This window comes from Varibaculum cambriense DSM 15806, from assembly GCF_000420065.1.
Classification (GTDB): Bacteria; Actinomycetota; Actinomycetes; order Actinomycetales; family Actinomycetaceae; genus Varibaculum; species Varibaculum cambriense.
Genome location: NZ_ATUF01000002.1, coordinates 175548 through 199510, shown reverse-complemented (window position 1 = coordinate 199510; position 23963 = coordinate 175548). Strand labels below are relative to the sequence as shown.

At 54.6% G+C, this 23963-nt stretch carries 18 protein-coding genes and 1 tRNA gene; 12 read left to right on the top strand and 7 right to left on the bottom strand.

The features are described 5' to 3' along the window. Positions 1 to 9: 9 nt before the first annotated feature. The 8 genes from dxr (at position 10) to F605_RS0100965 (ending at position 8480) form a co-directional block, all read left to right on the top strand. Positions 10 to 1224 carry a 1-deoxy-D-xylulose-5-phosphate reductoisomerase gene (gene dxr, locus F605_RS0101000; protein WP_022864053.1) on the top strand — a complete coding sequence of 405 codons (1215 nt, stop codon included), beginning with the start codon at positions 10 to 12 and terminating at the stop codon, positions 1222 to 1224. A 9-nt stretch (positions 1225 to 1233) separates the two neighbouring features. Next, the gene (locus F605_RS0100995; RefSeq protein WP_022864052.1) at positions 1234 to 2523 is read left to right on the top strand and encodes a M50 family metallopeptidase; all 1290 of its coding nucleotides are present in this window, start codon (positions 1234 to 1236) and stop codon (positions 2521 to 2523) included. 156 nt (positions 2524 to 2679) lie between these two features. After that, the gene (gene ispG, locus F605_RS0100990; RefSeq protein WP_022864051.1) at positions 2680 to 3810 is read left to right on the top strand and encodes a flavodoxin-dependent (E)-4-hydroxy-3-methylbut-2-enyl-diphosphate synthase; all 1131 of its coding nucleotides are present in this window, start codon (positions 2680 to 2682) and stop codon (positions 3808 to 3810) included. Positions 3811 to 4182: 372 nt separating this feature from the next. Further along, positions 4183 to 6045, top strand: coding sequence for a proline--tRNA ligase (locus F605_RS09130; RefSeq protein WP_156005209.1), 1863 nt, complete (start codon positions 4183 to 4185; stop codon positions 6043 to 6045). A 3-nt stretch (positions 6046 to 6048) separates the two neighbouring features. Beyond that, complete coding sequence (def, locus tag F605_RS0100980) at positions 6049 to 6540, top strand: peptide deformylase (RefSeq protein WP_022864049.1); 492 nt, start codon at positions 6049 to 6051, stop codon at positions 6538 to 6540. Positions 6541 to 6979: 439 nt separating this feature from the next. Beyond that, a complete protein-coding gene (locus F605_RS0100975) occupies positions 6980 to 7477 on the top strand; it encodes a DUF3145 domain-containing protein (protein WP_022864048.1) in 498 nt (165 codons plus the stop codon). A gap of 1 nt (position 7478) precedes the next feature. Further along, positions 7479 to 7913: an acyl carrier protein gene (locus tag F605_RS10815; RefSeq protein WP_022864047.1), complete on the top strand. Its 435-nt coding sequence runs from the start codon at positions 7479 to 7481 to the stop codon at positions 7911 to 7913. Positions 7914 to 8033: 120 nt separating this feature from the next. Beyond that, the gene (locus tag F605_RS0100965; protein ID WP_156005207.1) at positions 8034 to 8480 is read left to right on the top strand and encodes a hypothetical protein; all 447 of its coding nucleotides are present in this window, start codon (positions 8034 to 8036) and stop codon (positions 8478 to 8480) included. Positions 8481 to 8653: 173 nt separating this feature from the next. On the opposite strand, the gene F605_RS09120 is transcribed toward F605_RS0100965, so the two are convergent. Both F605_RS09120 and aceE read right to left on the bottom strand, forming a co-directional pair. Beyond that, on the bottom strand, positions 8654 to 8995 hold the full coding sequence (locus F605_RS09120; protein ID WP_022864045.1) for a DUF4298 domain-containing protein: 342 nt from the start codon (positions 8993 to 8995) through the stop codon (positions 8654 to 8656). Positions 8996 to 9216: 221 nt separating this feature from the next. Further along, positions 9217 to 11964 carry a pyruvate dehydrogenase (acetyl-transferring), homodimeric type gene (gene aceE / locus F605_RS0100955; RefSeq protein ID WP_022864044.1) on the bottom strand — a complete coding sequence of 916 codons (2748 nt, stop codon included), beginning with the start codon at positions 11962 to 11964 and terminating at the stop codon, positions 9217 to 9219. A gap of 307 nt (positions 11965 to 12271) precedes the next feature. Between aceE and F605_RS0100950 the strand changes: the two genes are divergently transcribed. Next, positions 12272 to 12700: a DUF3052 domain-containing protein gene (locus F605_RS0100950; RefSeq protein WP_040765034.1), complete on the top strand. Its 429-nt coding sequence runs from the start codon at positions 12272 to 12274 to the stop codon at positions 12698 to 12700. A gap of 12 nt (positions 12701 to 12712) precedes the next feature. Here the strand turns inward: F605_RS0100950 and F605_RS0100945 are convergent, their stop codons facing one another. After that, positions 12713 to 13078 (bottom strand): hypothetical protein, encoded by a 366-nt coding sequence (locus tag F605_RS0100945; RefSeq protein ID WP_022864042.1) that lies wholly within the window; start codon positions 13076 to 13078, stop codon positions 12713 to 12715. A 273-nt stretch (positions 13079 to 13351) separates the two neighbouring features. After that, a tRNA-Val gene (locus F605_RS0100940) sits at positions 13352 to 13425 on the bottom strand. A 250-nt stretch (positions 13426 to 13675) separates the two neighbouring features. Here F605_RS0100940 and hflX point away from each other — a divergent pair. The 3 genes from hflX to F605_RS0100925 all read left to right on the top strand — a co-directional run bounded on the left by hflX (position 13676) and on the right by F605_RS0100925 (position 18316). Continuing rightward, positions 13676 to 15193 (top strand): GTPase HflX, encoded by a 1518-nt coding sequence (hflX, locus tag F605_RS09115; RefSeq protein WP_022864041.1) that lies wholly within the window; start codon positions 13676 to 13678, stop codon positions 15191 to 15193. Further along, positions 15194 to 17188, top strand: coding sequence for an ATP-dependent DNA helicase (locus F605_RS09110; RefSeq protein WP_022864040.1), 1995 nt, complete (start codon positions 15194 to 15196; stop codon positions 17186 to 17188). 135 nt (positions 17189 to 17323) lie between these two features. After that, positions 17324 to 18316 (top strand): L-lactate dehydrogenase, encoded by a 993-nt coding sequence (locus tag F605_RS0100925; protein ID WP_022864039.1) that lies wholly within the window; start codon positions 17324 to 17326, stop codon positions 18314 to 18316. Positions 18317 to 18342: 26 nt separating this feature from the next. Here F605_RS0100925 and F605_RS09105 read toward each other — a convergent pair whose 3' ends face one another. The 3 genes from F605_RS09105 to cydD are packed head-to-tail and all read right to left on the bottom strand — an operon-like array spanning position 18343 to position 23719. Beyond that, the gene (locus F605_RS09105) at positions 18343 to 20136 is read right to left on the bottom strand and encodes a GAF domain-containing sensor histidine kinase (protein WP_022864038.1); all 1794 of its coding nucleotides are present in this window, start codon (positions 20134 to 20136) and stop codon (positions 18343 to 18345) included. Further along, positions 20126 to 21937 carry a thiol reductant ABC exporter subunit CydC gene (gene cydC, locus F605_RS0100915; protein ID WP_022864037.1) on the bottom strand — a complete coding sequence of 604 codons (1812 nt, stop codon included), beginning with the start codon at positions 21935 to 21937 and terminating at the stop codon, positions 20126 to 20128. Before cydC ends, F605_RS09105 begins: the two co-directional genes overlap by 11 nt. After that, complete coding sequence (gene cydD / locus F605_RS0100910) at positions 21938 to 23719, bottom strand: thiol reductant ABC exporter subunit CydD (protein ID WP_022864036.1); 1782 nt, start codon at positions 23717 to 23719, stop codon at positions 21938 to 21940. Between the last annotated feature and the right edge of the window lie 244 nt (positions 23720 to 23963).

Sequence of the window (23963 nt, the reverse complement as noted above, 5' to 3'; positions counted from 1 at the left end):
GGAGGGACAGTGCGCGACGTTTTTATCTTGGGATCCACCGGATCCATTGGTACTCAAGCACTGGAGGTAATCGCTCAAAACTCTAAGCGGTTTCGTGTCTGCGCTCTCAGCGCCGGCGGGGCTAACCTAGCTTTACTGGCCAGCCAAGCCGCCCAGTTTCGCCCCGAGATGGTGGCGATTTCCCAAGATAGGGGCGAGGAATTCGCCAGTGCGCTCGCTGCGGAACTTCCGGGAGGCGAAAACTATCAACCCGAGATCCTAACCGGGGAAGACGCAAGTGCTCGGGTGGCGGGGAAAGCCAGCCGCGAAGCGGTAGTACTCAATGGGATTAATGGCGGAGTGGGCCTGGCTCCCACTTTGGCCGCTTTGGAAAGCGGAGCTACCTTAGCGCTGGCAAACAAGGAATCTTTGATTGTGGGCGGCGCCTTAGTGAAAGCTGCCTGCCAGCGCCCCGGGCAGATCGTACCGGTAGACTCCGAACATTCGGCGATTGCGCAGGCTTTGGCGAGCGGGGTTCACCATAAGGGGCTAACTAGTGTAAACCAGGATGGCTGCAGTGAAGTTAGTCAGATTATCCTCACTGCTTCCGGCGGGCCTTTCCGGGGTAAGAAACGTGCGGATTTAGCTGAGGTCAGCGCGCAGCAAGCCCTTAATCACCCCACCTGGTCGATGGGTCCGGTGGTAACTATCAACTCGTCTACCCTGGTAAATAAGGGTTTGGAATTGATTGAAGCGCACTTGCTGTTTGAGGTTGCACCCGAGAACATCGTGCCGGTGATTCACCCCCAGTCGATTATTCACTCCGGGGTGACTTGGCGCGATGGGGCCACTATTTTGCAGGCTTCCCCGCCCGATATGCGTCTGCCGATTGCCCTGGGGCTAGATTGGCCCACCCGCCTAGAAAAAACCGTAACCCCCCTGGATTTCACCAGCGCTCAGCAATGGACATTTGAACCGGTAGATCACGAGACTTTCCCAGCGATAAAGCTGGCGCGCCAGGCAGTGGCGGCCTCCGCCTCCCATCCGGCGGTCTATAACGCCGCCAATGAAGTATTCGTAGATGCATTCCTGGATGGAAACTTGCCCTACCTGCAAATAGTGGATTCTTTAGCGCAAGTATTAGCCGAACATACCGGCATTGATAATCCGGATTTAGCCCAAATTATGGAAGCACAAACCTGGGCTAAGAGTAAGGCTCAGCAAATTGTCATGAACGCTAGGTAGGGTATCCCTATGGCGTTTTTGCTGGGCATAATAATTCTAGTTATCGGGCTGATTATCTCTATTGGCCTGCATGAATGTGGGCATCTGTTGCCCGCTAAGAAGTTCGGGGCGTTAGTTCCCCAATTCATGATTGGTTTTGGCCCCACCTTGTTTTCCCGTAAACACGGGGAAACCGAGTATGGCGTTAAAGCCTTCCTCTTAGGGGGATATTGCCGCATCCTGGGAATGTACGGGCCGGGCGACCCTGATCAATTCGGCTACAAGCTGGACGGCAAGAAACTTTCAGTGCGCCAGGCACGCGCCCTCGATGCGGAGCAAGCCGAAGACTTGGTTCCTACCTGGTCGCAGGAAGCCCGCGACGCCTCGCTTTCCGAGATTCCTTTATCTCAGCGTCAACGTGCCTTTTATAACCTGCCGGTTTCCCGCCGCCTGGTGGTAATGTTTGGCGGGCCAGTAATGAACCTATTTTTATCGTTTGTGCTGATGGGGATAGCAATGTTGGGGATTGGGATTGCCACCCCCACCACCACCGTTGATAAAGCCGTCTGCTTAAAGTCAGGACAAGTGGTTGATTGCGCTCAAGAAGGTGCCCAGCCTTCCCCGGGAGCCAAAGCCGGGATTAAACCGGGAGATAAATTGCTCGCCTGGGATGGCAAAAAAATCAATACCTGGGAAGACCTGCGAAAATATGCTGGGGCTACCCATGGTGACGCCACCGTGTCGGTCCAGCGTGGTGGGGAAGTTCTGGACCTGCAGCTTTCCGGGGTAGAGGGGAAAGCCGGCCTCTATGCGCGTTCGGTACGGCAAAGCACGGGGCTGGCCACCTATGGGCAAACCATGTGGCAAATGTTCTATCAAACCGGGGCGGTAGTCTTAAAACTTCCGGTAGCAGTCTGGGACGTGGGGGTTGCGGTATTTACCGACACTCCGCGCGATAGCTCCGGAATCATGTCGGTACTGGGGGTAGGGCGCATTGCCGGAGAAATCGGAGCGGCTCCTGCCACCCAAATTACTTTTGCTGACCGCGCCGGAGGAATGCTTTCTCTGCTAGCTTCGCTCAATATGGCGCTGTTTGTATTCAATCTGATTCCGCTGCCGCCCTTAGATGGGGGACATATTGCTGGCGCTTGTTGGCAAGGAATCAAAAACAGCTATGCCCGGCTGCGTTCGCGTCCCGCTCCCGGCCCCATCGATGCCGCAAAAGCCGTGCCCTTAACCTATGTGGTGGCGGGGCTGTTGATTGCGATGACAGTGCTGCTGATGGTGGCCGATATTGTGGATCCGATTCGCCTGCCGTAGCCTCCGGCGATATTACTAACGGTAGACCTGGCGATATTCCTATCGGGATACCCGAAATGCAGCGAGGAACTGCGCAGGTAGAGGGGGAAGGGTTGGGGAAAGTAGGGGTTTAACGCTCTAAAGCGTCATAATAGGAACGTGAGTGTTGAACTAGGAATGCCGGAAGTAAAACCGATGGGTTTCCCGCGGAAAGAAACTCGCAAGATCCATTGTGGAAGCGTAGCTATTGGGGGAGATGCCCCCATCAGTGTGCAATCTATGTGCACCACCAAAACTACCGATATTGGGGCTACCTTGCAGCAGATAGCGGCGTTGACCGCCGCTGGTTGCGATATTGTGCGGGTCGCCTGCCCTAGTGCCGATGATGCCCAGGCGCTGCCTATAATCGCCCAAAAATCTACTATTCCGGTAGTTGCCGACATCCACTTCCAGCCCAAATATGTGTTCGCCGCAATTGAAGGCGGCTGCGCCGGGGTGCGGGTTAACCCCGGAAATATCCGCAAATTCGATGACCAGGTAGAAGAAATCACCAAATGTGCCCGCCAGCACGGCACCGCGTTGCGGATTGGGATCAATGCCGGTTCTCTCGACCCCAGGGTAATGGCGCGCCACGGCAAAGCCACCCCGGAAGCCTTAGCAGAATCGGCGGTTAATGAGGCGCGGCTCTTTGAGCAATACGATTTTCACGACTTTGCGATCTCGGTTAAACATCATGACCCGGTAACTATGATTCGCGCCTACGAGCTGCTGAGCGAAATGGGGGATTGGCCGCTGCACCTGGGAGTAACCGAGGCGGGACCGGCTTTCCAAGGCACTATTAAATCGGCGACCGCCTTTGGTGCGCTGTTGCGCCAAGGTATCGGGGATACTATCCGGGTGTCGCTGTCGGCTGACCCGGTGGAAGAAATCAAAGTCGGCATCGAAATCCTGCAGTCGATGGGGCTAAAAGAACGCACCCTGGAGATTGTTTCCTGCCCGTCTTGCGGGCGCGCCCAAGTTGATGTTTACCAGTTGGCAAACGCCGTTACTGATGCCCTGAAAGACGAGATCAAAGTGCCGTTGCGAGTAGCGGTGATGGGGTGTGTTGTAAACGGCCCCGGCGAGGCGCGTGAAGCCGATCTGGGGGTAGCCAGCGGTAACGGCAAAGGGAAGATCTTTATCAAAGGCAAAGTGATCAAGACGGTTCCCGAGGAAGAAATCGTGCCCACCCTGATTGCGGAGGCGCATCGCCAAGCCGAGCTGCTAGGCTTAGAAGAAGGCTCCGGCGAAGTTGAGGTAATCGCCTAGCCTAGTTAGGCAGGAGCGGGAAAGCCTAAGGGATCAGTAATGCGCGTGAGCAGATTTTGCCTCACGCCCCAAAATCCAGAAAATGCCTTGGCATTTTCACGGATTTAACGCCCGGAGCCTACCCTTCGGCATAAATCTGCTCACGCGCTTAATAGCGTTCCCCTCTCGCATCTTTTCCCGCGGGGAGGATTGGTTTTTCCTCCCGCCCAAGAATTCGGAAAACGTAGCGGCGTTTCCCGAATTCTTATGCCCACCGCGCCCACTCGGATAAACCCAATCCTCCCCCTGCCCAACCTAAGTTCGTGTCTTCTCCCACTCCTGCTAGAACGGCGCGGTTTAGGTTCCTTTGCATCATCTACTAAACTGGCGAACGTGGCTTACAATATGTCGACTTATTTTGTCAGGACTTTGCGGGAAGACCCGGTAGATGCCGAGGTGGATTCCCATAAACTGCTGGTGCGCGCCGGTTATATCCGCCGCGCCGCGCCCGGGATTTACACTTGGACCCCGCTAGGGTTACGCACGATTCGGCGCGTAGAGCAGGTGGTACGGGAAGAAATGGATCGGATCGGCGCCCTCGAGGTGGCTTTTCCGGCGCTGCTGCCGCGCGAACCCTATGAAGCAACCAACCGTTGGGAAGAGTTCGGGCCTTCCTTGTTTAAGCTGCAGGATCGTAAGGGCGCTGACTATCTGTTGGCACCTACTCACGAAGAAATGTTTACCCTGCTGGTGAAGGACTTTTACTCTTCCTACAAGGATCTGCCGGTCGTCCTCTACCAGATTAAGGAAAAGTATCGGGACGAAGCGCGGCCGCGGGCAGGATTGATTCGCGGACGCGAATTCATCATGAAGGACGCCTACTCTTTCAATATCGACGATGAAGGGCTAGAAGCCTCCTACCAAGAGCAGCGCCGTGCCTATCAACGGATTTATTCGCGGCTGGGGCTAGATTTCGTGATTTGTTCCGCGATGGCAGGCGCTATGGGAGGTTCCCGCTCCGAGGAATTCATTTTCCCCTGCGCTATCGGGGAAGATACTTTTGTGCGCTCCGAGGGCGGCTATGCGGCCAACGTGGAGGCCGTGACCACTATTGCGCCCGAGCCGCAAGATTATTCGCTGGTTTCGGCTGCGATTGAACGTAAGACTCCTGGCGCACACACTATTGAAGCGCTAGTGGATTACTCTAATGAGCATTTCCCGCGCGAAGATGGCCGGGCGTGGACTAAAGCAGACACTTTGAAAGCGTTTATGGTGGCGGCCACCTATGCGGATGGCAAACGGGAAGTGCTGCTGCTGGGAGTACCCGGGGATCGCGAGATCGATATGCGCCGCCTGGAAGCCTCCCTAGGGGCAGATGTAGAAATGGCCACTCCGGAAGATATGGCCGCGTACCCCAATATTGTGCCGGGCTTTACCGGCCCCACCTGCGCCGGACCTGACCATCCGGATCGGAAAGTAGACGAGGACGGAAATATTTCTGGCAGCCCCCGCCTGCTCCTAGATCCGCGGGTAGTGGAAGGTACCGAATGGATCGCCGGTGCCGGCAAAGAAGACACCCATATTTATCACCTGGTGGCCGGCCGGGATTTCCGCGCTGACGGCTTTATTGAAGCCGCAGAAGTGCGCGACGGGGATCCGGCGCCTGATGGTTCCGGAGCCCTCGAGACCGCCCGCGGAATCGAAATCGGGCACATATTCGCCCTCGGAACGAAATATTCCGAAGCCCTGGGGTTAAACGTGCTAGATCAAAACGGGAAATCCCAGGTAGTGACCATGGGATCCTACGGGATTGGGGTTTCCCGGGTAATGGCCGCCATTGCCGAGGAATATCACGACGAAGTGGGGCTCAAATGGCCAACCAATGTGGCACCCTTCCAGGCACATGTACTGGTAACTGGTAAAGGGGCAGAACTTTTCGAGGCCGCGCAAACGCTAGGTGACCAGCTCACCGCCGCCGGGATCGATACTCTGATCGATGACCGCAAGAAAGTATCTGCCGGAGTCAAATTCAAGGATGCGGAACTGCTCGGCATGCCCTGGCTGGTAGTGATTGGGCGCGGACTGAAAGATGGAACCGTGGAAGTGCGCTGTCGCGCCACTGGCCAGCGCCAGGAAATCCCAGTTGCCGAGGCCTTCCAGTATGTAAGTGACCAGGTGCGCCAGGATCTTGCGGAAGCCTATGCGCGGGCAGAAAAAATCGTTCCCTCAGCGGCAGCGGGTAGCGAGGAGGAATAGACTATGGCGTTTCGAGAAATCAGAGTAATCGGGGATCCCATTTTACGCACCCCCTGTGAACCGGTGGGCGAAATCGATGAGCATATCAAACAGTTGGTAGAAGACCTGCTGGAAACGGTAGATGCCGATGGGCGCGCCGGTCTAGCCGCCAACCAGATTGGGGTAGGGCTGCGGGCTTTTTCCTGGAACATCGACGGGGAAGTTGACTATATTCTTAACCCGCGTCTGGTAGAGGTTTCTGAGGACGAATACCAAGATGGCGATGAAGGCTGTCTTTCGGTGCCGGGACTGTTCTTTCCCTGCCAGCGTGCCTGGTACGCGCGTGCCGAAGGTATCGACTTGGATGGCAAGCCGAAAGTGGTTGAGGGTGAAGAGCTGATGGGACGTTGCATCCAGCATGAATGCGACCACTTGGATGGGCATCTGTACTTAGATCGTCTGGATCGGTTAACTCGCCGCAAGGCCTTTAAAGAGATTCGCGAAAAAGGTCTGTAGCTGAGCCTGGGCGCTTGTAGGGCGCGGCCGGGGAAAGCACTCGGGGGACCCCGGTGAGCCTCGCTGCGCTCAGCTTAAGCCCCCTCTCGTATCTTTCCCCGACCTCGACCCGCACTAAGAACCTGGTGCCTGCAAGTAAGCGTGGAATCTAGGTTTTTCCTCCTGCCCAAGAATTCGGAAAACGTAGCGACGTTTTCCGAATTCTTATGCCCACCGCACCTATTCGGATAAAACCTAGCTCCCGCGCTGGGTCACCCCGCACTAAACCACAGGTGTCACTTTGGCCTCAGTGGTAACAAAATTGGTGGTCAGGGGCTTTTGGGCTTGTTGAAAATCGCTATCGAGGGCAAAATAGAAAGTGAGACACCGCGTGTCATCACTCTGTAGTGCGCATAGGCCGTTGGGGAAGACGAACCTTGCGAACACTAAAGGAGAAGCGATGAACAAGGATTACACCCGCGGTGTACTTTTCGTGCACTCATGCCCTCGTGCACTTTCTAGCCACGTGGAATGGGCGGTAGGCGCAGTTCTAGATCAGCGCGTCAACTTAGAGTGGACGGAACAGCCCGCCCAACCGGGAATGTTCCGCTCGGAACTGTCCTGGGTAGGGCAGATTGGTACCGGCGCGAAACTAGCCTCCGCCCTGCGCGGATGGGAACATTTGCGTTTCGAGGTCACCGAGGACGCCTCCATAAATAACAATGGGGGGCGCTGGTCATATACCCCCGACCTGGGAATTTTTCATGCCCAAACCGATGTGGTGGGTAACGTAGTGGTCCCGGAGGACCGGGTGCGCTCTGCGCTCGCGCAAGGAAGCCAAGAAGATTTACGCCGCCTCCTGGACTTGGCGCTAGGCACCGCGTGGGACGAAGAACTCGAACCTTTCCGCTACGCCGGAGCCGGAGCTCCGGTACGCTGGCTGCACCGAGTGGGCTGAGATGGCGCTAGATGCCGATGCCCTAGCGGCGCTCGCCGATTTTGGTAAGAGTTTGCCCGGAGGGTCAGAGGGCGAAGATAGGGGAGAGGGCGAATCTGCGCATAGCTCTAACGAGGAATCCGGGACCGTTTCTGAGGAGAGTAGTGGTAGTACCCCAGATGCGTCCTCGGGAAGTATTCCTCCTGCCTGGGAAAACTTTAGTGGTGAGCCAGCGGTTATAGCCTGTCTTTTGGAGGCCGTGGCTGCGGAAACTGACTGTGAGCAAACGGATTTGTTGCCAGATGCAAGCTTGAAAACGCAGTTAGATTTTGATGATTTGTCGCTGTATGCAGTGGTGGCGCGACTCGAGGGGGAGCTGGGCGAAAAACGCTCCGATAAACAGATCGCAGCATGTAAAACATTAGGGGAGCTGGCTCGCCTCTATCAAAGTCACTAATCCGATAGCTATTCCAGTTATCGGCTTTAACCAGGGGTTTACCTGGCCTCTAGATTTCGTTAAAATTATCGTGTTTACCTGGAAGAGTAATAAGCATAAATATTGATGGAAGGGTTAAAAATGGATGACGCAGATGCAGCTGCAGGCGTAGCTACAATTATTGGGGTAGGGATCATTATCCCGATGTTGATCACCTTGGCTCTAGAAATCCTGTTTATTTGGCTGGTATACCGAGACACCAAGAAATACTCTGACGCCGCCTGGGAACGCTCAGGACAAAACAAGGTGCTTTGGCTGGTCTTAACTTTCTTCTTAGGGGTTATCGGATTGGCGATCTATTTTCTGGCCATCGCTCCCAAAGTACGCGAAGCAGACATGGCCATAAAATCTGCTCAAGCTCCTGGTTATGGTCAGGTAAGTCTAAACGGACAATACGGGCAATACGGCCAATATGGGCAAAACGGACAGTTTGCCCAAGGTAACCCTCCCGTACAGGCGCCTCCAAGTGGAGATTTTGGACAGGCAAACCAGGGGGAACAGTTCTCTTCTTCGCAACCTCAGGGATAGTCGCAGAACGGGTTAGTATCAGGCAGGCTTTAAGCGCTTTTGCTTTGCCAAGTTGCAGTGTTTGGGCGTGTCGGAGCTAATTGTTAAATATCTGAGATAACTTTAAAAACACAATAACCTAATAATCCTTCCGGCGAGAGGAAATATTTCCTCTCGCCGGATTTATTTTTACCCTACCTCGGACTGTTGTTTGGGGTCTCCTGAGCGGAGTGTGCGAGTTCTTGTAGACGCTGGCGGAGGGCTTCGGCGTCGCCGAGGACATCGTAGACGGCGTCCTCCGAAAGTACCCCGCGCGGCAAATCTTCCGGCAAAAGCCCCTGATTGTCGGCCTCCAGATCCTCCCACCAGGCTTTCCCGGAATAATACTTATCCAAGGCATGGTAATCGCCCCACATCTGCTCATAGGTGTCGAGAGCGCCCTCGACAGTATTAATCGCGTCATTGAGGCGCACCAGCGCCGCCTCCATCTGTGATACCCGCTCGATTATCTCCGCAGAAACTTCAGCTTTTTCCATAGCACTATCCTCCCACATCTCACCAGCATCTGCCGATCGTAATAGATATCTCGGGAGGGCGTTCTAACTGTCTAACCGTTGTCAGCAGATTAGTGTTTCTACCAGAAGAATCCACAGGGAAACCCCAGGAAAACCAGGGTTGTCCGCGTCTGCAAAATAGCAAAAGCAGGGGGGCGCCCACCGCACGGTGGGCGCCCCCCTGATGTTATTGCTACCAGATATTACTGTTCGCCAGAAGAACCAGCATTAGGATTCAGCAGGTCATAGCGATTTAATGCCTGGGTAACCACCGAGCGATCCTGCAGAACCCCATCCTCATTCAAAGCCTCCAAGGCCTGAACTACCAGGGATTCCGCGTCAATCAAGAAATGGCGGCGCGCGGCGGCCCGGGTATCGGAATACCCGAAATCAGAAGCGCCCAGCACCTTATAGCGTCCCGGCACCCAGGGGCGAATCATATCGGGAACCAGATGATCATAATCCGAAGTCGCGATCACCGGGCCGCTAGCATTACGCAGCCGCTGAGTAACATACGGTAGGCGGTATTCCTCATCGGCATGAATCAAGTTGTGACGATCGCAATCCATACCGTCCCGGCGCAGCTCATGCCAGCTGGTCACCGACCAAACGGCAGCGTCCACCCCCCAATCCTGCATCAAAAGTTTTTGTGCCTGTAGCGCCCAAGGAACCGAAATTCCCGAGGCCAGGAGTTCCACCTTGGGGCCGCCATTTTCATAGTGACCAGTCAGGGCGTACATGCCGCGCAAAATTCCCTCAACATCTACCCCTTCGGGTTCTGCTGGTTGCTGAATGGCCTCGTTATAAACCGTCAAATAGTACATGACGTTCTGGTCCCGTCCATCGGAGCCGTCCCCATACATCCGTTGGATACCATCGCGAATAATGTGCCGTAACTCGTAGGCATAGGCCGGGTCATACTGCACAAATGCCGGGTTAGTGGCGGCAATGATCGGGGAGTGCCCATCAGCGTGTTGCAGCCCCTCACCGGTCAAGGTAGTCCGTCCCGCGGTTCCGCCAATCACGAAGCCCCGGGCCAGCTGATCTCCGGCCGCCCAGAACTGGTCGCCCGTCCTCTGAAAACCAAACATCGAATAGAACAGGTAGAACGGGATCGTAGGTGCCCCATTAGACATATAGGAAGTGCCCGCCACTTGGAAAGCGGCCGCCGCTCCCGCTTCGTTAATTCCGGGGTGCAGAATCTGCCCATCTTTGCCCTCGGAATAATGCAGCATCAAATCCTTGTCCACCGCCGTGTAATTCATACCCAGGGTGTTATAGATCTTCGCCGAGGGGAACATCGAGTCCATCCCGAAAGTACGCGCCTCATCGGGAACAATCGGTACGATCCGCTTGCCAAACTCTTCGTCTTTCAAGAACTCTTTCATCAGGCGCACCAGCGCCATCGTAGTGGCAACTTTCTGTTTCCCAGAGCCACCTTTGAGCACGTCATAGACGGAATCGTCAGGCAGGGAAAGCTGCATCTGATTGCGTTCCTTAGGACGCGAAGGCAAGAATCCGCCCAGCTTTTCGCGCCGCTCAAACATATATTGCAAGGATGGATGATCCTGCGGGGGACGGTAGTAGGGAGGTAGCTGCGGATCTTTTTCCAGCTCCTCATCCGTAATCGGAATATTTAGCCGGTCGCGCAGCGCCTTCAAATCTTTCAAGGTCAGCTTCTTCATCTGGTGGGTAGAGTTGCGTCCCGCGAAAGTTTCACCCAGCACATATCCCTTAATGGTGTGCGCCAAGATGACAGTTGGCTGTCCCTGGTGCTCCATCGCCGCATGATAAGCGGCGTAAACTTTGCGGTAATCGTGACCGCCCCGACGCAAATCCCAAATCTCCTCATCGGTCCAATCCTCCACCATTTTCGCGGTGCGCGGATCCCGACCGAAGAAGTGTTTGCGCACATAAGCGCCATCATTAGCTTTGAACGTCTGGTAGTCACCATCCAGGCACTCGGTCATTACTTTCAGCAACGCATGGTCGTGATCCTTGGCCAGCAGCCGATCCCAGCCACGACCCCAAATCACCTTGATAACGTTCCAGCCGGCGCCTCGGAAAAATGCCTCTAATTCCTGAATAATCTGCCCGTTGCCGCGCACCGGGCCATCCAGGCGCTGCAGGTTACAGTTCACCACGAAAGTGAGGTTGTCGAGTTTTTGCTGTCCCGCCAGCTGCAGCAGCCCCCGCGATTCCGGTTCGTCCATCTCGCCGTCACCTAGGAACGCCCAAGTGTGCTGGTCAGAGCAGTCTTTGATTCCTCGATTAGTTAGATAAGTGTCAAACCAGGCTTGAGTAATCGCCTCGGCGGGTCCCAGACCCATAGAAACAGTGGGGTATTCCCAAAACTCCGGCAGATGCCGCGGATGCGGATAAGAAGGCAGTCCGTGGGGAGCTTGCGATAGTTCCTGACGGAAACCATCCATATCTTTCTCTGATAGCCGCCCCTCTAAGAAAGCGCGGGCATAGTTACCGGGGGAGGCGTGTCCTTGGAAAAACACGTGATCCCCGCCGCCCGGGTGCGATTTGCCCCGGAAGAAATGGTTAAAGCCCACTTCGTAGAGAGTGGAGATCGACGCATAGGAAGAAATGTGTCCCCCCACGTGGACTCCCTCGCGTTGTGCCCGGGTAACTTGCACCGCCGCATTCCAGCGCATCCAGCGGCGATAGTCACGCTCAATACGTTCATCACCGGGGAAGCTCGGTTCATCTTGCGGCTTAATAGTGTTAGTAAAGGGGGTATTGAGGTTCGCGGGCACCGCCACGTTTTGCTCGCCCGCCGCAGACAGCATCCGCAACAAAAGATCGCGAGTACGCTCCGGACCACGTTCTTTAATCAGATCATCCAAAGAATCCAGCCATTCACGGGTTTCTTGAGGATCCGGATCTGGTAGGGCAGTAGCTAACTCGTGTACAGAGTCCAGGGATGCTTTATTTTCGCTCATAGGTTTTGTTGCTCCTCCAACAGAAAAGACCATACGAGTCTAATTGTTATCTATTTTCCGCGCTTTGGCTACCGCACTAACTACGCTCAGAGGGGAAACAGGCGGCGTCCGAGAAACTCCTAAAATTTACAGATTTTGTTCCGCGCGCCTCCCCGGTAGCGATAAATCCTCTCTAACAGGGCATATAGAAACAGAGGAAGAGCAAAGAGACAACCGGATAATCGAAAGTTAGCGAAGGAAGGCACAATTATCCCAATGTCTGCATCCGCGTTTTCACCTATTGCTGTAATCATGTAACTTAGAGAGCGTGGAAACCACACGCGAAAGGCATGAAAGTTCCCTATCCGTATCGGAGATGGGGTTTAAGAAAGAACAAGTCATTCAAGAATTTGGTTGGGACGAGGACGTCGATGAAGATCTTCGCCAAGCCATAATGGATCAGATTGATGACGATTTAGCAGATGAAGATTTCACCGCGATGACCGATGGCGCCCTGGTTTGGTGGCGCGATGATGACGGTGGCGTCGATGATCTCTCCGATGCGCTAATGGATGCGATGGGCAATATGGATGAAGGGGGATATATCTGGGTCCTCAGCCCGATCGCCTCTGACCCCGGTGCCGTTGATCCTCGTCTAATCGAAGAGGCCGCAAAAACAGTCGGGATGAATCCCACCACCTCGGATGTGGTTTCCCCCCAATGGGCGGGTACCCAAATAGTTTCCCGCGGTCGCTAAGTAGCGAAATATTTACTTTTGCCGAGAACCATCCCGGTAAAGGTAACCCGCGGCTAGATTCGCGACTATTAAGCCTGCTGTAACTGCTATAAACCCAAAAATGTTTATAGTGGTAGGTTGGGAGAATACATAGAAGGATGAGAATCCCGCAAGGAACAGCATCGTCCCGGTCAGGTAAGTAATTTTTGCGGCCTGCGAAGCGGTTGTTTTACTCGCAAAAACAATCCCTATAGCTGCAAACAGAAATGCGAGAACTAGCACGCTAGCCGGCACCCAAGTGGGGGTAGAAGCGGTGGACTCCCAGGCATACCCCCACAACCCGCCGATTAACCCGGTAAGCGCCAGCGAAGAAAATAACGGTATCCACCTGTAGCACATAAAGTGATATTAAACCCTGCAGGGATTACATAGAACTTTCTCACCCTCACTAATACGAAAACCCGAACGCTTTTCGTGCCGTTCGGGTTCCTCATTGGGCTTGCAACACTTCGTGTTACGCGCCGTTTCCTCGCTCTCACTGGCAAGCAAGTAAACTTGCTTGCCGTTCGAGCTCTCCTGGTGTTAGTAATCCCTGCGGGTTTACACACAATTTCGTCACCCTCACTAATACGAAAACCCGAACGGTTTTCGTGCCGTTCGGGTTCCTCATTGTGGGCCCAGAGGGACTCGAACCCCCGACATCCACGGTGTAAACGTGACGCTCTAACCAACTGAGCTATAGGCCCTAGACCTGTTAAAGAATACCTAATCGCGCGGAAGAAAGAAACTTCTCGGACTGTGAAATGCGTCGAACCTGTTCAGCTGACTCTGCGAAAGCTTTCGCTCGCAGCTACCTTCCGCGCGTCTTTTTGCAGCTAACGCGGGGTCATGCGAAAATGAAATAAGCCAAGAACACCAAGGGAGGCGGCGCAAATACCTGCGGAAACGGAAGTCAGTAAACAAGATCTGGACAGAGCCTATGATCTGGTACGCCGCGTGCGTAGCCGGAGTCTAAAGCGGCGCAAGACTGATTTCGACCTCGGATCCGCCATCGACAATCGCCCCGAAAAACCCCCGCGGCACTATCCGGACGCTGACACTCCCAAAGAAGGGTTAGAACTACTGGATTGGACCAGTACCGCCCTGACGCAACAAAGTTCTCATGGCGGAGATTTTTCACGGCAACTACGCGAAGAATTTCAGCGTACGAATGCCTCTGACCTAGATATTTCCGAGGTTGAATATCGGCGGGTACAGCTGGAAAGAGTTTTCCTAGTAGGTATTTATGATTCCGATCGTAGCCGGGCGCAGCAATCTTTATCGGAGCTGGCGGCGCTCGCCCAAACTGCGGGAGCCGAGCTGGTAGGCGCCGCTCTACAGCGGCGCAGCGCCCCCGATGCCGCAACTTTTGTGGGGCGCGGGAAAGCTAAACAGTTAGCTGAGCAGGTGGCGGCACTGGAAGCCGATACCGTGATTGTGAATGCGCAGTTGCAGCCCTCGCAGCGACGGGGACTTGAAGACCAAGTCAAAGTGAAAGTCATTGACCGCACCGCGGTAATCCTCGATATTTTCGCCCAACACGCCTCCTCCCGGGAAGGTAAAGCCCAAGTGGAGCTAGCACAGCTGCAATACTTACTGCCGCGCCTGAGAGGCTGGGGACAATCAATGTCGCGCCAAGCTGGCGGGCGAGTATCAGGAGGAGCCGGAATCGGCGCGCGCGGCCCGGGGGAAACCAAACTGGAAACTGACCGGCGCCGAATCACTAAACGAATTGCGAAACTGCGGCGCGAAATTAAACAGATGAAGAAAAGTCGCGATACTAAACGCGAAGGACGCCTTAACAGTTCGCTAGCCTCGGTCGCGATCGTGGGATACACCAACGCCGGAAAATCCTCCCTACTGAATGCGCTGGTAGATGCGGATGTGATGGTGCAGGACGCCCTATTTGCCACCCTGGATCCCACCGTGCGGCAAGCAGAAACTCCCGATGGGCGTACCTACACTTTGTCCGACACCGTAGGTTTTATTGACGAACTCCCGCACGAACTGGTGGAGGCCTTCCGCTCCACCCTGGAAGAAGTCGAATATGCCGATGTGATCGTGCACGTGGTTGACGCTAGTCACCACAACCCCGTCCAACAGGTAGCAACCGTGCATGAAGTGATAGCAGATCTACCGAACGTTTCCCAGATTCCCGAGATTATCGTCCTCAATAAAGCCGATCTGGTAGATGCCCTGCACATTCGCGCCCTGCAATCTGCGATTGGGGGAGGAATCCCGCTATCTACTCGTACCGGGCAGGGAATCAACCAGTTACAGGAAGCAATCGCGAACGCGTTACCCTCTCCGGAAAAACCTATCGATTATGTGATCCCTTATGACCAGTCGGCGCTGGTGGCTCGGCTTCACGAGGAAGGGATTGTAGACAAAGTGGAATACTTAGAAAACGGTACTCACGTGGTAGGACGCGCCGGTCCCGCCCTCGCCCAAGCTATCCTCGAGGCGGCGAATTAGATGGAGAGTCCGGGAGCCTCCCCGCTAGTAGCCACCGCTGATCTAGGCAAAGGTGGCGGCGGCAAAGATGCTCAGATGGCGCGGAAAATTCTCAGTACCTGTATTAATCAAATTGGGGGCAGTGAACGCGCCGAACAGGTACAAATGTGTAACCTGGTTGCCCGCTCGTTTTCCCTGTCAGGAAGCCAATTAGTGGGGGCGGGAACCGGTACCGGAAAATCTCTTGCCTACTTGGCAGCCGCCTTCCAACGGGCAATCGAACACGGGGACAGAGTAGTAATCTCCACTGCCACCTTGGCTCTGCAGCGCCAGTTGCTTACCTGCGATATCCCCACGGTAGTGGGTGCTTGCCGCGAGCTCGGTTATCCGCCCCCTACGGTGGCGGTATTAAAAGGCTGGTCGAACTATATTTGTCGTTGGAAATTAGCGGCTCCCGAAGAAATCGAAGGGCTGTTCCCCAGCTATGAGGCCGCCGATTATTCCCCCAGCAATATTGGTAAACAGCTGCAGCGCCTGCGAGACTGGGCAGAAGAAACCGACAGCGGTGACCGGGATGAACTTCAGCGGGGAGTATCCCTAGCGGCCTGGCAGCAAGCCTCAATTACTCCTAACCAATGCCAAGGGAAAACCTGCCGGTTTTTCACCGATTGTTTCCCGCGTGATGCCCGTCTGAAAGCCCAAGATGCCGATATCATCATCACCAATCATGCTTTGTTGTCCATCGAAGCGCTTACCAGCGCAGAGTTACTGCCAGAGTTCGACCTCTTGATCGTAGATGAAGCCCACGAACTACCTTCCCGCGCTCGCTCCCAAGCCTGCGTGAGCCTCGCTGGCGGCACTATTGAAAAAGTAGCGCGCGGGGTGAGTAAACATTTCCACCTGCCGGTCACTTCCCTGGAACAGGCGGGCAAAGAGTTTACGAAAATCATAGAGAAACCAGAAGAGGGCGAACTGAGCGAACTACCAAAGAAATTAGAAAATATCTTAACCACTCTGCAAATAGAACTATCTGATATTTCCGGGGAAGTCACCAGCAGCGCCGACGAGGATGAACAACGGATAAAACAGCGTATCGTCCTCGCTCAGATTGAAGAGGCGCTGGATGCGTGCGAGATAATCGCGGCCTTTGACCCGGAAAAATCGGCCGCCTGGATCGCGGAAGAAAAATCCGGGAGCCGCCGCCTCTATAGTGGTCCGCTGGACGTGGGCGGGGATCTTTATGCGCGACTATTTAAGGGACATTCCTGCGTACTCACCTCAGCCACTATGCAACTAGGGGGATCCTTTGAGGCGATCGCAACGCGTCTCGGTTTCCGGGACAAGAATGTTTGGCAAGGAAGCGACCTGGGTAGCCCCTTTAACTATCGGCAGCAAGGGATTTTATATGTGGCCGCAGATCTGCCACGACCAGGGCGCTCCGGGATCAGTGAATCAGCACTGAACAGAGCCCTCGAGTTAGCGGAAGCTGCCGGCGGTGGGGTTTTAGGGCTATTTTCTTCACTTAAAGCTGCCGAACAAGCCGCCGAGTATTTCGCAGCAGAAAGTGATTTACAGATTTTTCTGCAGGGGGAAGCACCGATAAATCAGCTAATAACGGACTTTGCCGCCAGTAAAAACTCTTGTCTCTTCGGCACCCTTTCCCTGTGGCAGGGGGTGGATTTACCGGGCGATAAATGCCGCCTCGTCCTCATCGATCGTATCCCCTTCCCGCGCCCCAACGACCCCTATATCTCTGCCCGTACCCGGGCAGCAGAGGCCGCTGGGCGCAGTGGATTTGCGGAGGTATCCCTATCTCATGCTGCTTTACTTTTGGCGCAGGGGGCGGGCAGATTAATTCGTACTCGCAGCGATAAAGGCGTGGTAGCCGTGCTAGACCAACGCCTAACTAGTGCCCGCTATGCGGGCTATCTCTTAAAGTCTTTGCCCCCATTTTGGCGAACCACTGATCACCAGACAGTTATTGGGGCGTTAAATCGCCTCTCAGAAAAGGAATAGCAAACCTATCGATATCAGACCTGGCAACGTAAATGAATCCAATATCACCTCGTTGCTAGGTAGTTGTATAGCGACACCAGCGGTGCAGTGACGATAAAATAAGAGGTGAGAGTTAATTTGCCCCAAGGAGAAAAAATGTCCAAAGAACGTGCGAATTCCCTCTATCCCGCGTCGTTGCTTACTCGCCGCTCGAAAGTTGGGATTGTAGGTGCCGGATTCGTAGGAACCGCTCTAGCTTACGCCTGCCAAATCAAGGGTGCGGCACGCGAAATCGCCCTCTTCGATATTAATAAAGCCAAAGTAGAGGCAGAGGCGCTAGACCTGGCGCACGGGATTCAATTCACTCCCGCGGCTTCGATCTCCGGGTCCGATGATGTGGAAGTACTACGCGATGCAGACGTGATCGTGATTACCGCAGGCCCCCAGCAGAAACCCGGACAGTCCCGCCTAGATATGGTGCAGGCGATGGCCAACATTATGCATTCGATTTTGCCGAAAGTGCTAAATGTTGCGCCCGACGCCATTTATATTTTGGTTTCTAACCCGGTAGATATCGCCACCTATATGGCTTTGAAGATGAGCGGACTACCCTCACACCAGGTTTTTGGTTCCGGTACCGTGCTTGATACCTCCCGGATGCGCTATCTGATCTCCCAAGAGACCGGGGTGGCAGTGCAAAACGTGCATGCCTATATCGCTGGTGAACATGGCGACTCCGAAGTTCCCCTGTGGTCCAGTGCCGAGATTGGGAACGTGCCGCTTTCGCGTTGGGGAGCCACAGTCAATGGTGGCATCTTCGATGACAAGCTGAAACAGCGTATTTCTAAAGACGTCGTGGAATCGGCCTACCGGATTATTGACGGTAAAGGGGTAACTAATTTCGCGATCGGACTTTCGGTCACCAATATCATTTCTGCCGTTATGCGCGATGAAGACCGGGTGCTGACGGTATCGTCACTGCTAGATAACTGGAATGGGATTTCCGGAGTATGTATGGCAGCTCCCACCCTGGTGGGGCGTTCCGGGGTAGGGCGGGTATTAGATCCGCCCATCACCCTAGACGAGCGCGATGCGCTAACCCGCAGCGCCGAAAAACTCGCTGAGGTCGCAAAAACGGTAGGGCTCTAAAACTAATCAGCCGCTGGGAAGTGTCCCTAACCCAGGGGCACTTCCCAGATTACTTGCAGGCCATGTGGGGAAGCTGGCTGTGTGAAACAGATGCCACCATGGCGGCGGGCACGGCTTTTTAGATTATCCAGACCAGATCGTCTGGTAACTGTCGGATCCAGACCATGCCCATCATCGGTCACTACCACTCGGACAGAACCGTTGGTGCCCATCCCCCTGATACTCACCACTACTTGCGCCGAGGACGCGCCCGCATGGCGGGCGGTATTAGATAAAGTTTCGCGTACTACCGCGACCACATCATCAGAAATATCGTGTCCTACTCGTTGATCGGCCTCGGCAATCAGGATTTCTTCATGGGAAGGATCAGAGGCAGAGAGGGTTTCCCCGTCAATATCTAAAACGAAGGAGGGGGCGAACCCGAGTAGGCGACGTGCCAGGGAAGCTTCCCTTCGAAGCCGCTCTACCAAATCTACTGCCGCATCTGGTTCGCGCAGGTTGTGAACAATGGCGCGGATCTGTTTAACCGAGTCATCAACGCTAGCTAAGGCATCTTGCATCAAAGATTCAGCCGTGGCCGAATCCAGATCAGCTCCACTGGCGAAGGCCGCGCGGATACGTTCCAATTGCATCCCCGTGGCAAAAAGTTGTTGAATTGCCAGGTCGTGCAGGTCTTCACCAATCTTGGCTCGTTCATCTAACAAAGTGGCGATATTGGCAGCATGCTTGGCATCAGCAATCTCCAAAGCCAAAGCTGCCTGGGTCGCAACCTGCTCCGCCATTTCTAACACTGCCGGATCGAACTCGGGTTTTCCCGGCAGACGCAGCAGCAACAAAACGCCAATAGCGTGCGAACCAGCCAATAGGGGAGCATATAGTGCTGCCCCAAACCGCGATAACTCCTTAACCCGCAAGGTGGTTGCCCGCGCCAAAGAATCGACAATCAGTCCCTGACCTTCTTCCAACACCGTGCGCGCCCGCCCATGAGGAGGAAAGGCGACTCCGATAAGGTCTGCGGAACCATATCCAGACGCAATTTCACACACCCAGGTATCTCCCACTGACGGAAGGATGAGTAGGGCGGTATCGGCGTCAGCCACTTCCCGTACGGATTTTGCAATAAACTGCAGCGCGTCCTCTTCTTCGGTTCCTTCTAATAAAATCGTGGTGAGCTGCTGAGAAACTCGCGTCCAACGTTCTCGGGATCGCGAAACTTCGTACAGGCGCGAATTCTCTACTGCTACCGCCGCCAAAATCGCTAATCCCGACACGTATGCTAAGTCCTGATCGCTATAGCCCCCTGGACGGTTACACAGATACAGGCGTCCATAAACCTGTTCATGGATCCGCAGCGGTACCCCCAAAAAATTGGTCATCTCCGGGTGTATAGAGGGATATCCAGTGAAACGGGGATCAGAGTGCAAATCATTAGAGATAATGCCGTTATCCACTGGGATATCTCCGATAATTCCCCGCCCGATCGGGGGATTACCTAAAGCTTCTCGCTCGTCGTCGCTTAGTCCGTGGATATAAAAAGCGCTAGTTTCCCCCCGAGAACCCAAAATCGACAGTGCTCCGTAAGGAGAGGAAGTAACTTCACAAGCTTGATCTACAAAGGATTGCAAAACTTTATCCTGCTCCAGGTTTCCCATGAGCTGCAATACGGAAGAAATCAAACGCGTGCTGTCTGCTGGCAGGGGAGAGCTATGCGCTAAGTCCAGGTTTTTCTCTGCCGAAAGGTCTGGTTGTGAGGGCGCCACTGCCTCATTTGCTTCCGGCTCGAAGTGGGGAACTGGGAAAGATGACTGCTTAGAAGACATCGACTTGCTCCTGACGTAGGCTCCAAGCATATCCGGGGTGGTTTTCGGCCAGCTCCTGGTGCGTTCCCTGGGCCACGAAAGTTGCCGGTTCCTCTAGGCGGCCATGTGGCTTATCCATGATAAAAACCTGATCTGCCTGGTCGAGTGGGGTTAGCCGATGGGTTACCAGGATGACTCCGCGTTTATGATCCTCACTACCGGCAGTAAGTAAGTCTCGCAGCAAAGCATCAGCGGTTTCGGGATCTAAATGTTCTCCTGGCTCATCAAGTGCTAATAGCGGTGCTTTCGCTGCCAAAGCGCGCGCTAGCAGGATGCGGCGACGTTCTCCGCCCGAAATGGTGGTGGCTCCCGAACCTAACTCGGTTTCTATCCCCTCCGGCAAAGAATCCAGCCAGTCACCTAAACCGGCTTCTTTGAGCAGTTCTTCGCCCTTGGAAACAGACAGTTGACCATTGGCGACCCGCAAGTTTTCTAGAATGGTGGTCTCGAAAATATGGGCATCCTCGGGGGTAATCACAAAACTTGCGGCTGCCTGCAGACGCGGCAGCGAGAAAATATCAACCCCATCAATTTTTACGCTGCCAGAGACTGGCTTGAGCAGGCCGGCTAAGGTGTAAAGCAGTGTGGTTTTCCCAATGCCTGACTGCCCCACTATTGCCAAGTGATCCCCGGGAGCCAAACGCAGATTGATACCGGTAGCCACCACCGGGCCGCCCGGCCAGCCAATAGCGAGGTCCTTGGCTTCTAAAATACTGGTCGCACTAGGATCGAGGGTGCTATTAGCGTTTTCTTCTTCCGCTTTTTCTGCCTGTATCTCTGCTTCTTCCGGCAGCATATTCATGATTCTCACCGCTGAAGTTGCGGAGATAACTAGCTGCTGAGCGGCGGGACCCAACTGCGCGGTTCCCTCGAAAGCAGAAAGCGGAGTAAGCGCCAGCACTGCCAACATTACCTCGGGGATCGCTTGCTGATTGACCGCAAAAATCCCGAAATAGGCAGCCATGATCACTGCCATCAACATCCCGAACACATCGATAGCCGCCGCCCACGCTGCAGGTTTTGCAGAGGCATCTTTCGCCTCATAAAGCTGATCTTCTAGCTCGGATAACCCCGAAAGTACCTGCTGGGTTTGCCCATCAACCGTGATTTGGGCCGCGCCGTCAACAATAGTCATTGCCACTTCGGAGATGTGGGCGCGGCTTTCGGTTTCCCGGCGCTGGGCAATCCGGGTGGAGCGAATAGTAAATAACGGCCCCACCACTCCGGAGAGCAACAGGCCTAGCACCAAAAATAGTCCGGCTCGCCAATCTACTAGCGAAATCCCCACTACCGTAATGATCCCCACGATGGTGGCTACCATTGCCGGCAGCAGGCTTTTGACCACGAAATCGCCGATATTATCAACATCGGTTCCCATCCGGTCGAGAATATCTCCGCGCCGCAAACTGGCAATTCGCGCAGTATCGGAATGCGACAGGGTCTTATACAGATTAGTGCGCAGGGTAGTCATCCCCGAGACCCCCAACTGGTGGGAGGCCAGGCGCTCTAAATAGCGGAACACCGCTTTCGAAATCCCAAAGAAACGCACCGATACCACTGCTACTTCTAGGTAGAGGACGGGAGGCATTTGCGAGGCGCGGGCAATCAGCCAGGCGGCAGTTGCACCCAGAGCAATTGAGGCACCCAATCCGGCGGCCCCCAAAAAACAGGCGAGGAATAAGGTTCCCGGTTTAAGTTCCAAAAGTTTTATCGCCCGCTTAAGTGCCCGGCGTTCTTCAGCAGTAATCAACCAAGTCTTCATTTATTCCAACCCCCGGGTCGAACCTAAGAATTCAGGAATCTCCGCCTCACTGGCACGCGCTGCCTGCGGCTCGCTATCGCGATACTCCGCGGCCTCTTCAGCGGTAAAGGCCATCGAGGAAATCGGCACTACCTGGTCTGCGATCTGGGCAAGTTCCTTGCGGTGAGCAATTAAAACTACGGTTTTTCCCGCATCCTTTAGCTGCTGGACAACTTGGGCGACCTGGGCAACCAAATGCGCATCTAGGTGTGCCGAAGGTTCATCGAGAGCAATTAATTGTTTTGTAGACAGCAGGGCGCGTACCAGAGCCAGACGTTGGCGCTGACCGACTGACAGGCCTTCCCCGCCGGCGCGCAAGAAAGTGTCCCAACCTTCCGGTAGCTTCGCTACTACCTCCTCGAAACCGGCTAGACGCGCTGCTTTATGCACTTGCTCCCCGGGAGTCCCCTGGGGGAAAAGCTCCGCGAGATGAGCGGGGCTCTCCGCAATATTTTGCGCCAAGGTGCCGGGTAAAAGCAGAGGCATTTGCGGTAGCCAAGAAGTTTGCTCCCACCAGGAGTCCGGAGAAACCTCGTCTAAATTAAGGGTCTTACCGGAAGCATCGGTGAGGGTAATGGTGCCGCGATCACTAGAGAGCTGTTTTAATAGCGCCATTACAGTAGTGGTTTTGCCTTCCCCAGATTTACCCACTAAAGCGGTGATGGTAGCCGGTTGAATCACTAGATTTACGGCGTTAGGCGCCCAGGCGCCCCGCGAACGCATCCCCAGATCGTTGATAGTAATAGTGGTTTCTTTTAAGTCCGGAGCCGGCTGCTCGCCCCCAGTAGCCGGGGGAGTTTCCAAAATTTCAAAAGCCGATTGCGAAGCCGCAAGCCCATCAGCGGAAGCATGAAAGAACTTGCCAACCTCGCGTACCGGTGCATATACCTCGGGAGCCAGCATAATCGCGATTAATCCGGTGTAGAGATCGAGGCCGCCACTGACCATCCGCAACCCTACTGTGACTGCCACGATTGCCACTGACAGGATTGAGATGAACTCCAGGACGGCACCTGATAGGAACGCGATCCGTAAAGTCGCCATCGTGGTTTGAGTATAGGTTTTGCCGATAGAAGAAATCTGTTTTTCGGGGCCGCGGTGCCTGCCTAGGCTCTTCAAAGTGGCAAGACCGGCAATAAGATCCAGTAGCTGCCGCCCTAAATGCTGCATTGTGGCCAGACGACGATCTGAAGCTGTTTGGGTCATCAGCCCGATGATCACCATAAATATCGGTATCAAGGGGATAGTAATTATCGCCACCAGTGCTGACCAAAAATCCATGACTGCCATGACCACTAAAACCAGGGGAGTGACGGTAACTGCCAATATCAGCTGCGGGATATAGTCCACGAAATAGGGGCCGAGCTTTTCCAAGCCACGGGTAGATAAGGTGACCGCGTCGGTACCTTTACGTGCCAGCCAGCGCGGCCCCAGTTTCAGACAGTGGGCAAGCACTTGGGAACGCAGTTCGCGAATCGCCTTCTTAGCCGCCTTATGTTGGTGGTTGGAACGAAAATAGGTCAGACCTACCCGCGCTAGCGATACGATAGCCAGCCAAAAAGCGTAGTGAGCTACCTGATCCCAGGACTGGCGCAAAGAGATAACCGGAGAAATCAAGGCAGCAATCAGGAAGCATTGGGCGATAACTAGTCCTGCTTGCATAATACCGGTGACTGCGGTGATGGCGATGGCTAGACGCGCAGACCGGGCATATTTCAGCAGTTTCGGATCAAGTGGTTTCAAAGCAAGTATCCTCCGTGCAATTAATGGGACTATTTTCCCACAGGAACCTGAAAACTCTAAACGCATCCCAATCTAGGCTGAGGTTGTGCGCGGGAGAGGGATTTCTCCTCCTGCCTAAGAATTTGGAAAACGTAGCGACGTTTTCCAAATTCTTATGCCCACCGCACCCACTCGGATGAAATCCCTCTCCCGCGTTCATTCCGGGTCCGGGGTGTCGGTAACAAGCCCTGGCGCTTGGGTCAGC

Coding starts and splice junctions, on each gene's coding strand:
- F605_RS0100975 (WP_022864048.1), top strand. CDS start 6,980: ATGAACAAGGATTACACCCGCGGTGTACTTTTCGTGCACTCATGCCCT.
- F605_RS10815 (WP_022864047.1), top strand. CDS start 7,479: ATGGCGCTAGATGCCGATGCCCTAGCGGCGCTCGCCGATTTTGGTAAG.
- F605_RS0100945 (WP_022864042.1), bottom strand. CDS start 13,078: ATGTGCTACAGGTGGATACCGTTATTTTCTTCGCTGGCGCTTACCGGG.
- F605_RS09120 (WP_022864045.1), bottom strand. CDS start 8,995: ATGGAAAAAGCTGAAGTTTCTGCGGAGATAATCGAGCGGGTATCACAG.
- F605_RS09105 (WP_022864038.1), bottom strand. CDS start 20,136: ATGTCTTCTAAGCAGTCATCTTTCCCAGTTCCCCACTTCGAGCCGGAA.
- F605_RS0100965 (WP_156005207.1), top strand. CDS start 8,034: ATGGATGACGCAGATGCAGCTGCAGGCGTAGCTACAATTATTGGGGTA.
- F605_RS0100995 (WP_022864052.1), top strand. CDS start 1,234: ATGGCGTTTTTGCTGGGCATAATAATTCTAGTTATCGGGCTGATTATC.
- F605_RS0100925 (WP_022864039.1), top strand. CDS start 17,324: ATGTCCAAAGAACGTGCGAATTCCCTCTATCCCGCGTCGTTGCTTACT.
- aceE (WP_022864044.1), bottom strand. CDS start 11,964: ATGAGCGAAAATAAAGCATCCCTGGACTCTGTACACGAGTTAGCTACT.
- cydC (WP_022864037.1), bottom strand. CDS start 21,937: ATGAAGACTTGGTTGATTACTGCTGAAGAACGCCGGGCACTTAAGCGG.
- def (WP_022864049.1), top strand. CDS start 6,049: ATGGCGTTTCGAGAAATCAGAGTAATCGGGGATCCCATTTTACGCACC.
- F605_RS09110 (WP_022864040.1), top strand. CDS start 15,194: ATGGAGAGTCCGGGAGCCTCCCCGCTAGTAGCCACCGCTGATCTAGGC.
- ispG (WP_022864051.1), top strand. CDS start 2,680: ATGCCGGAAGTAAAACCGATGGGTTTCCCGCGGAAAGAAACTCGCAAG.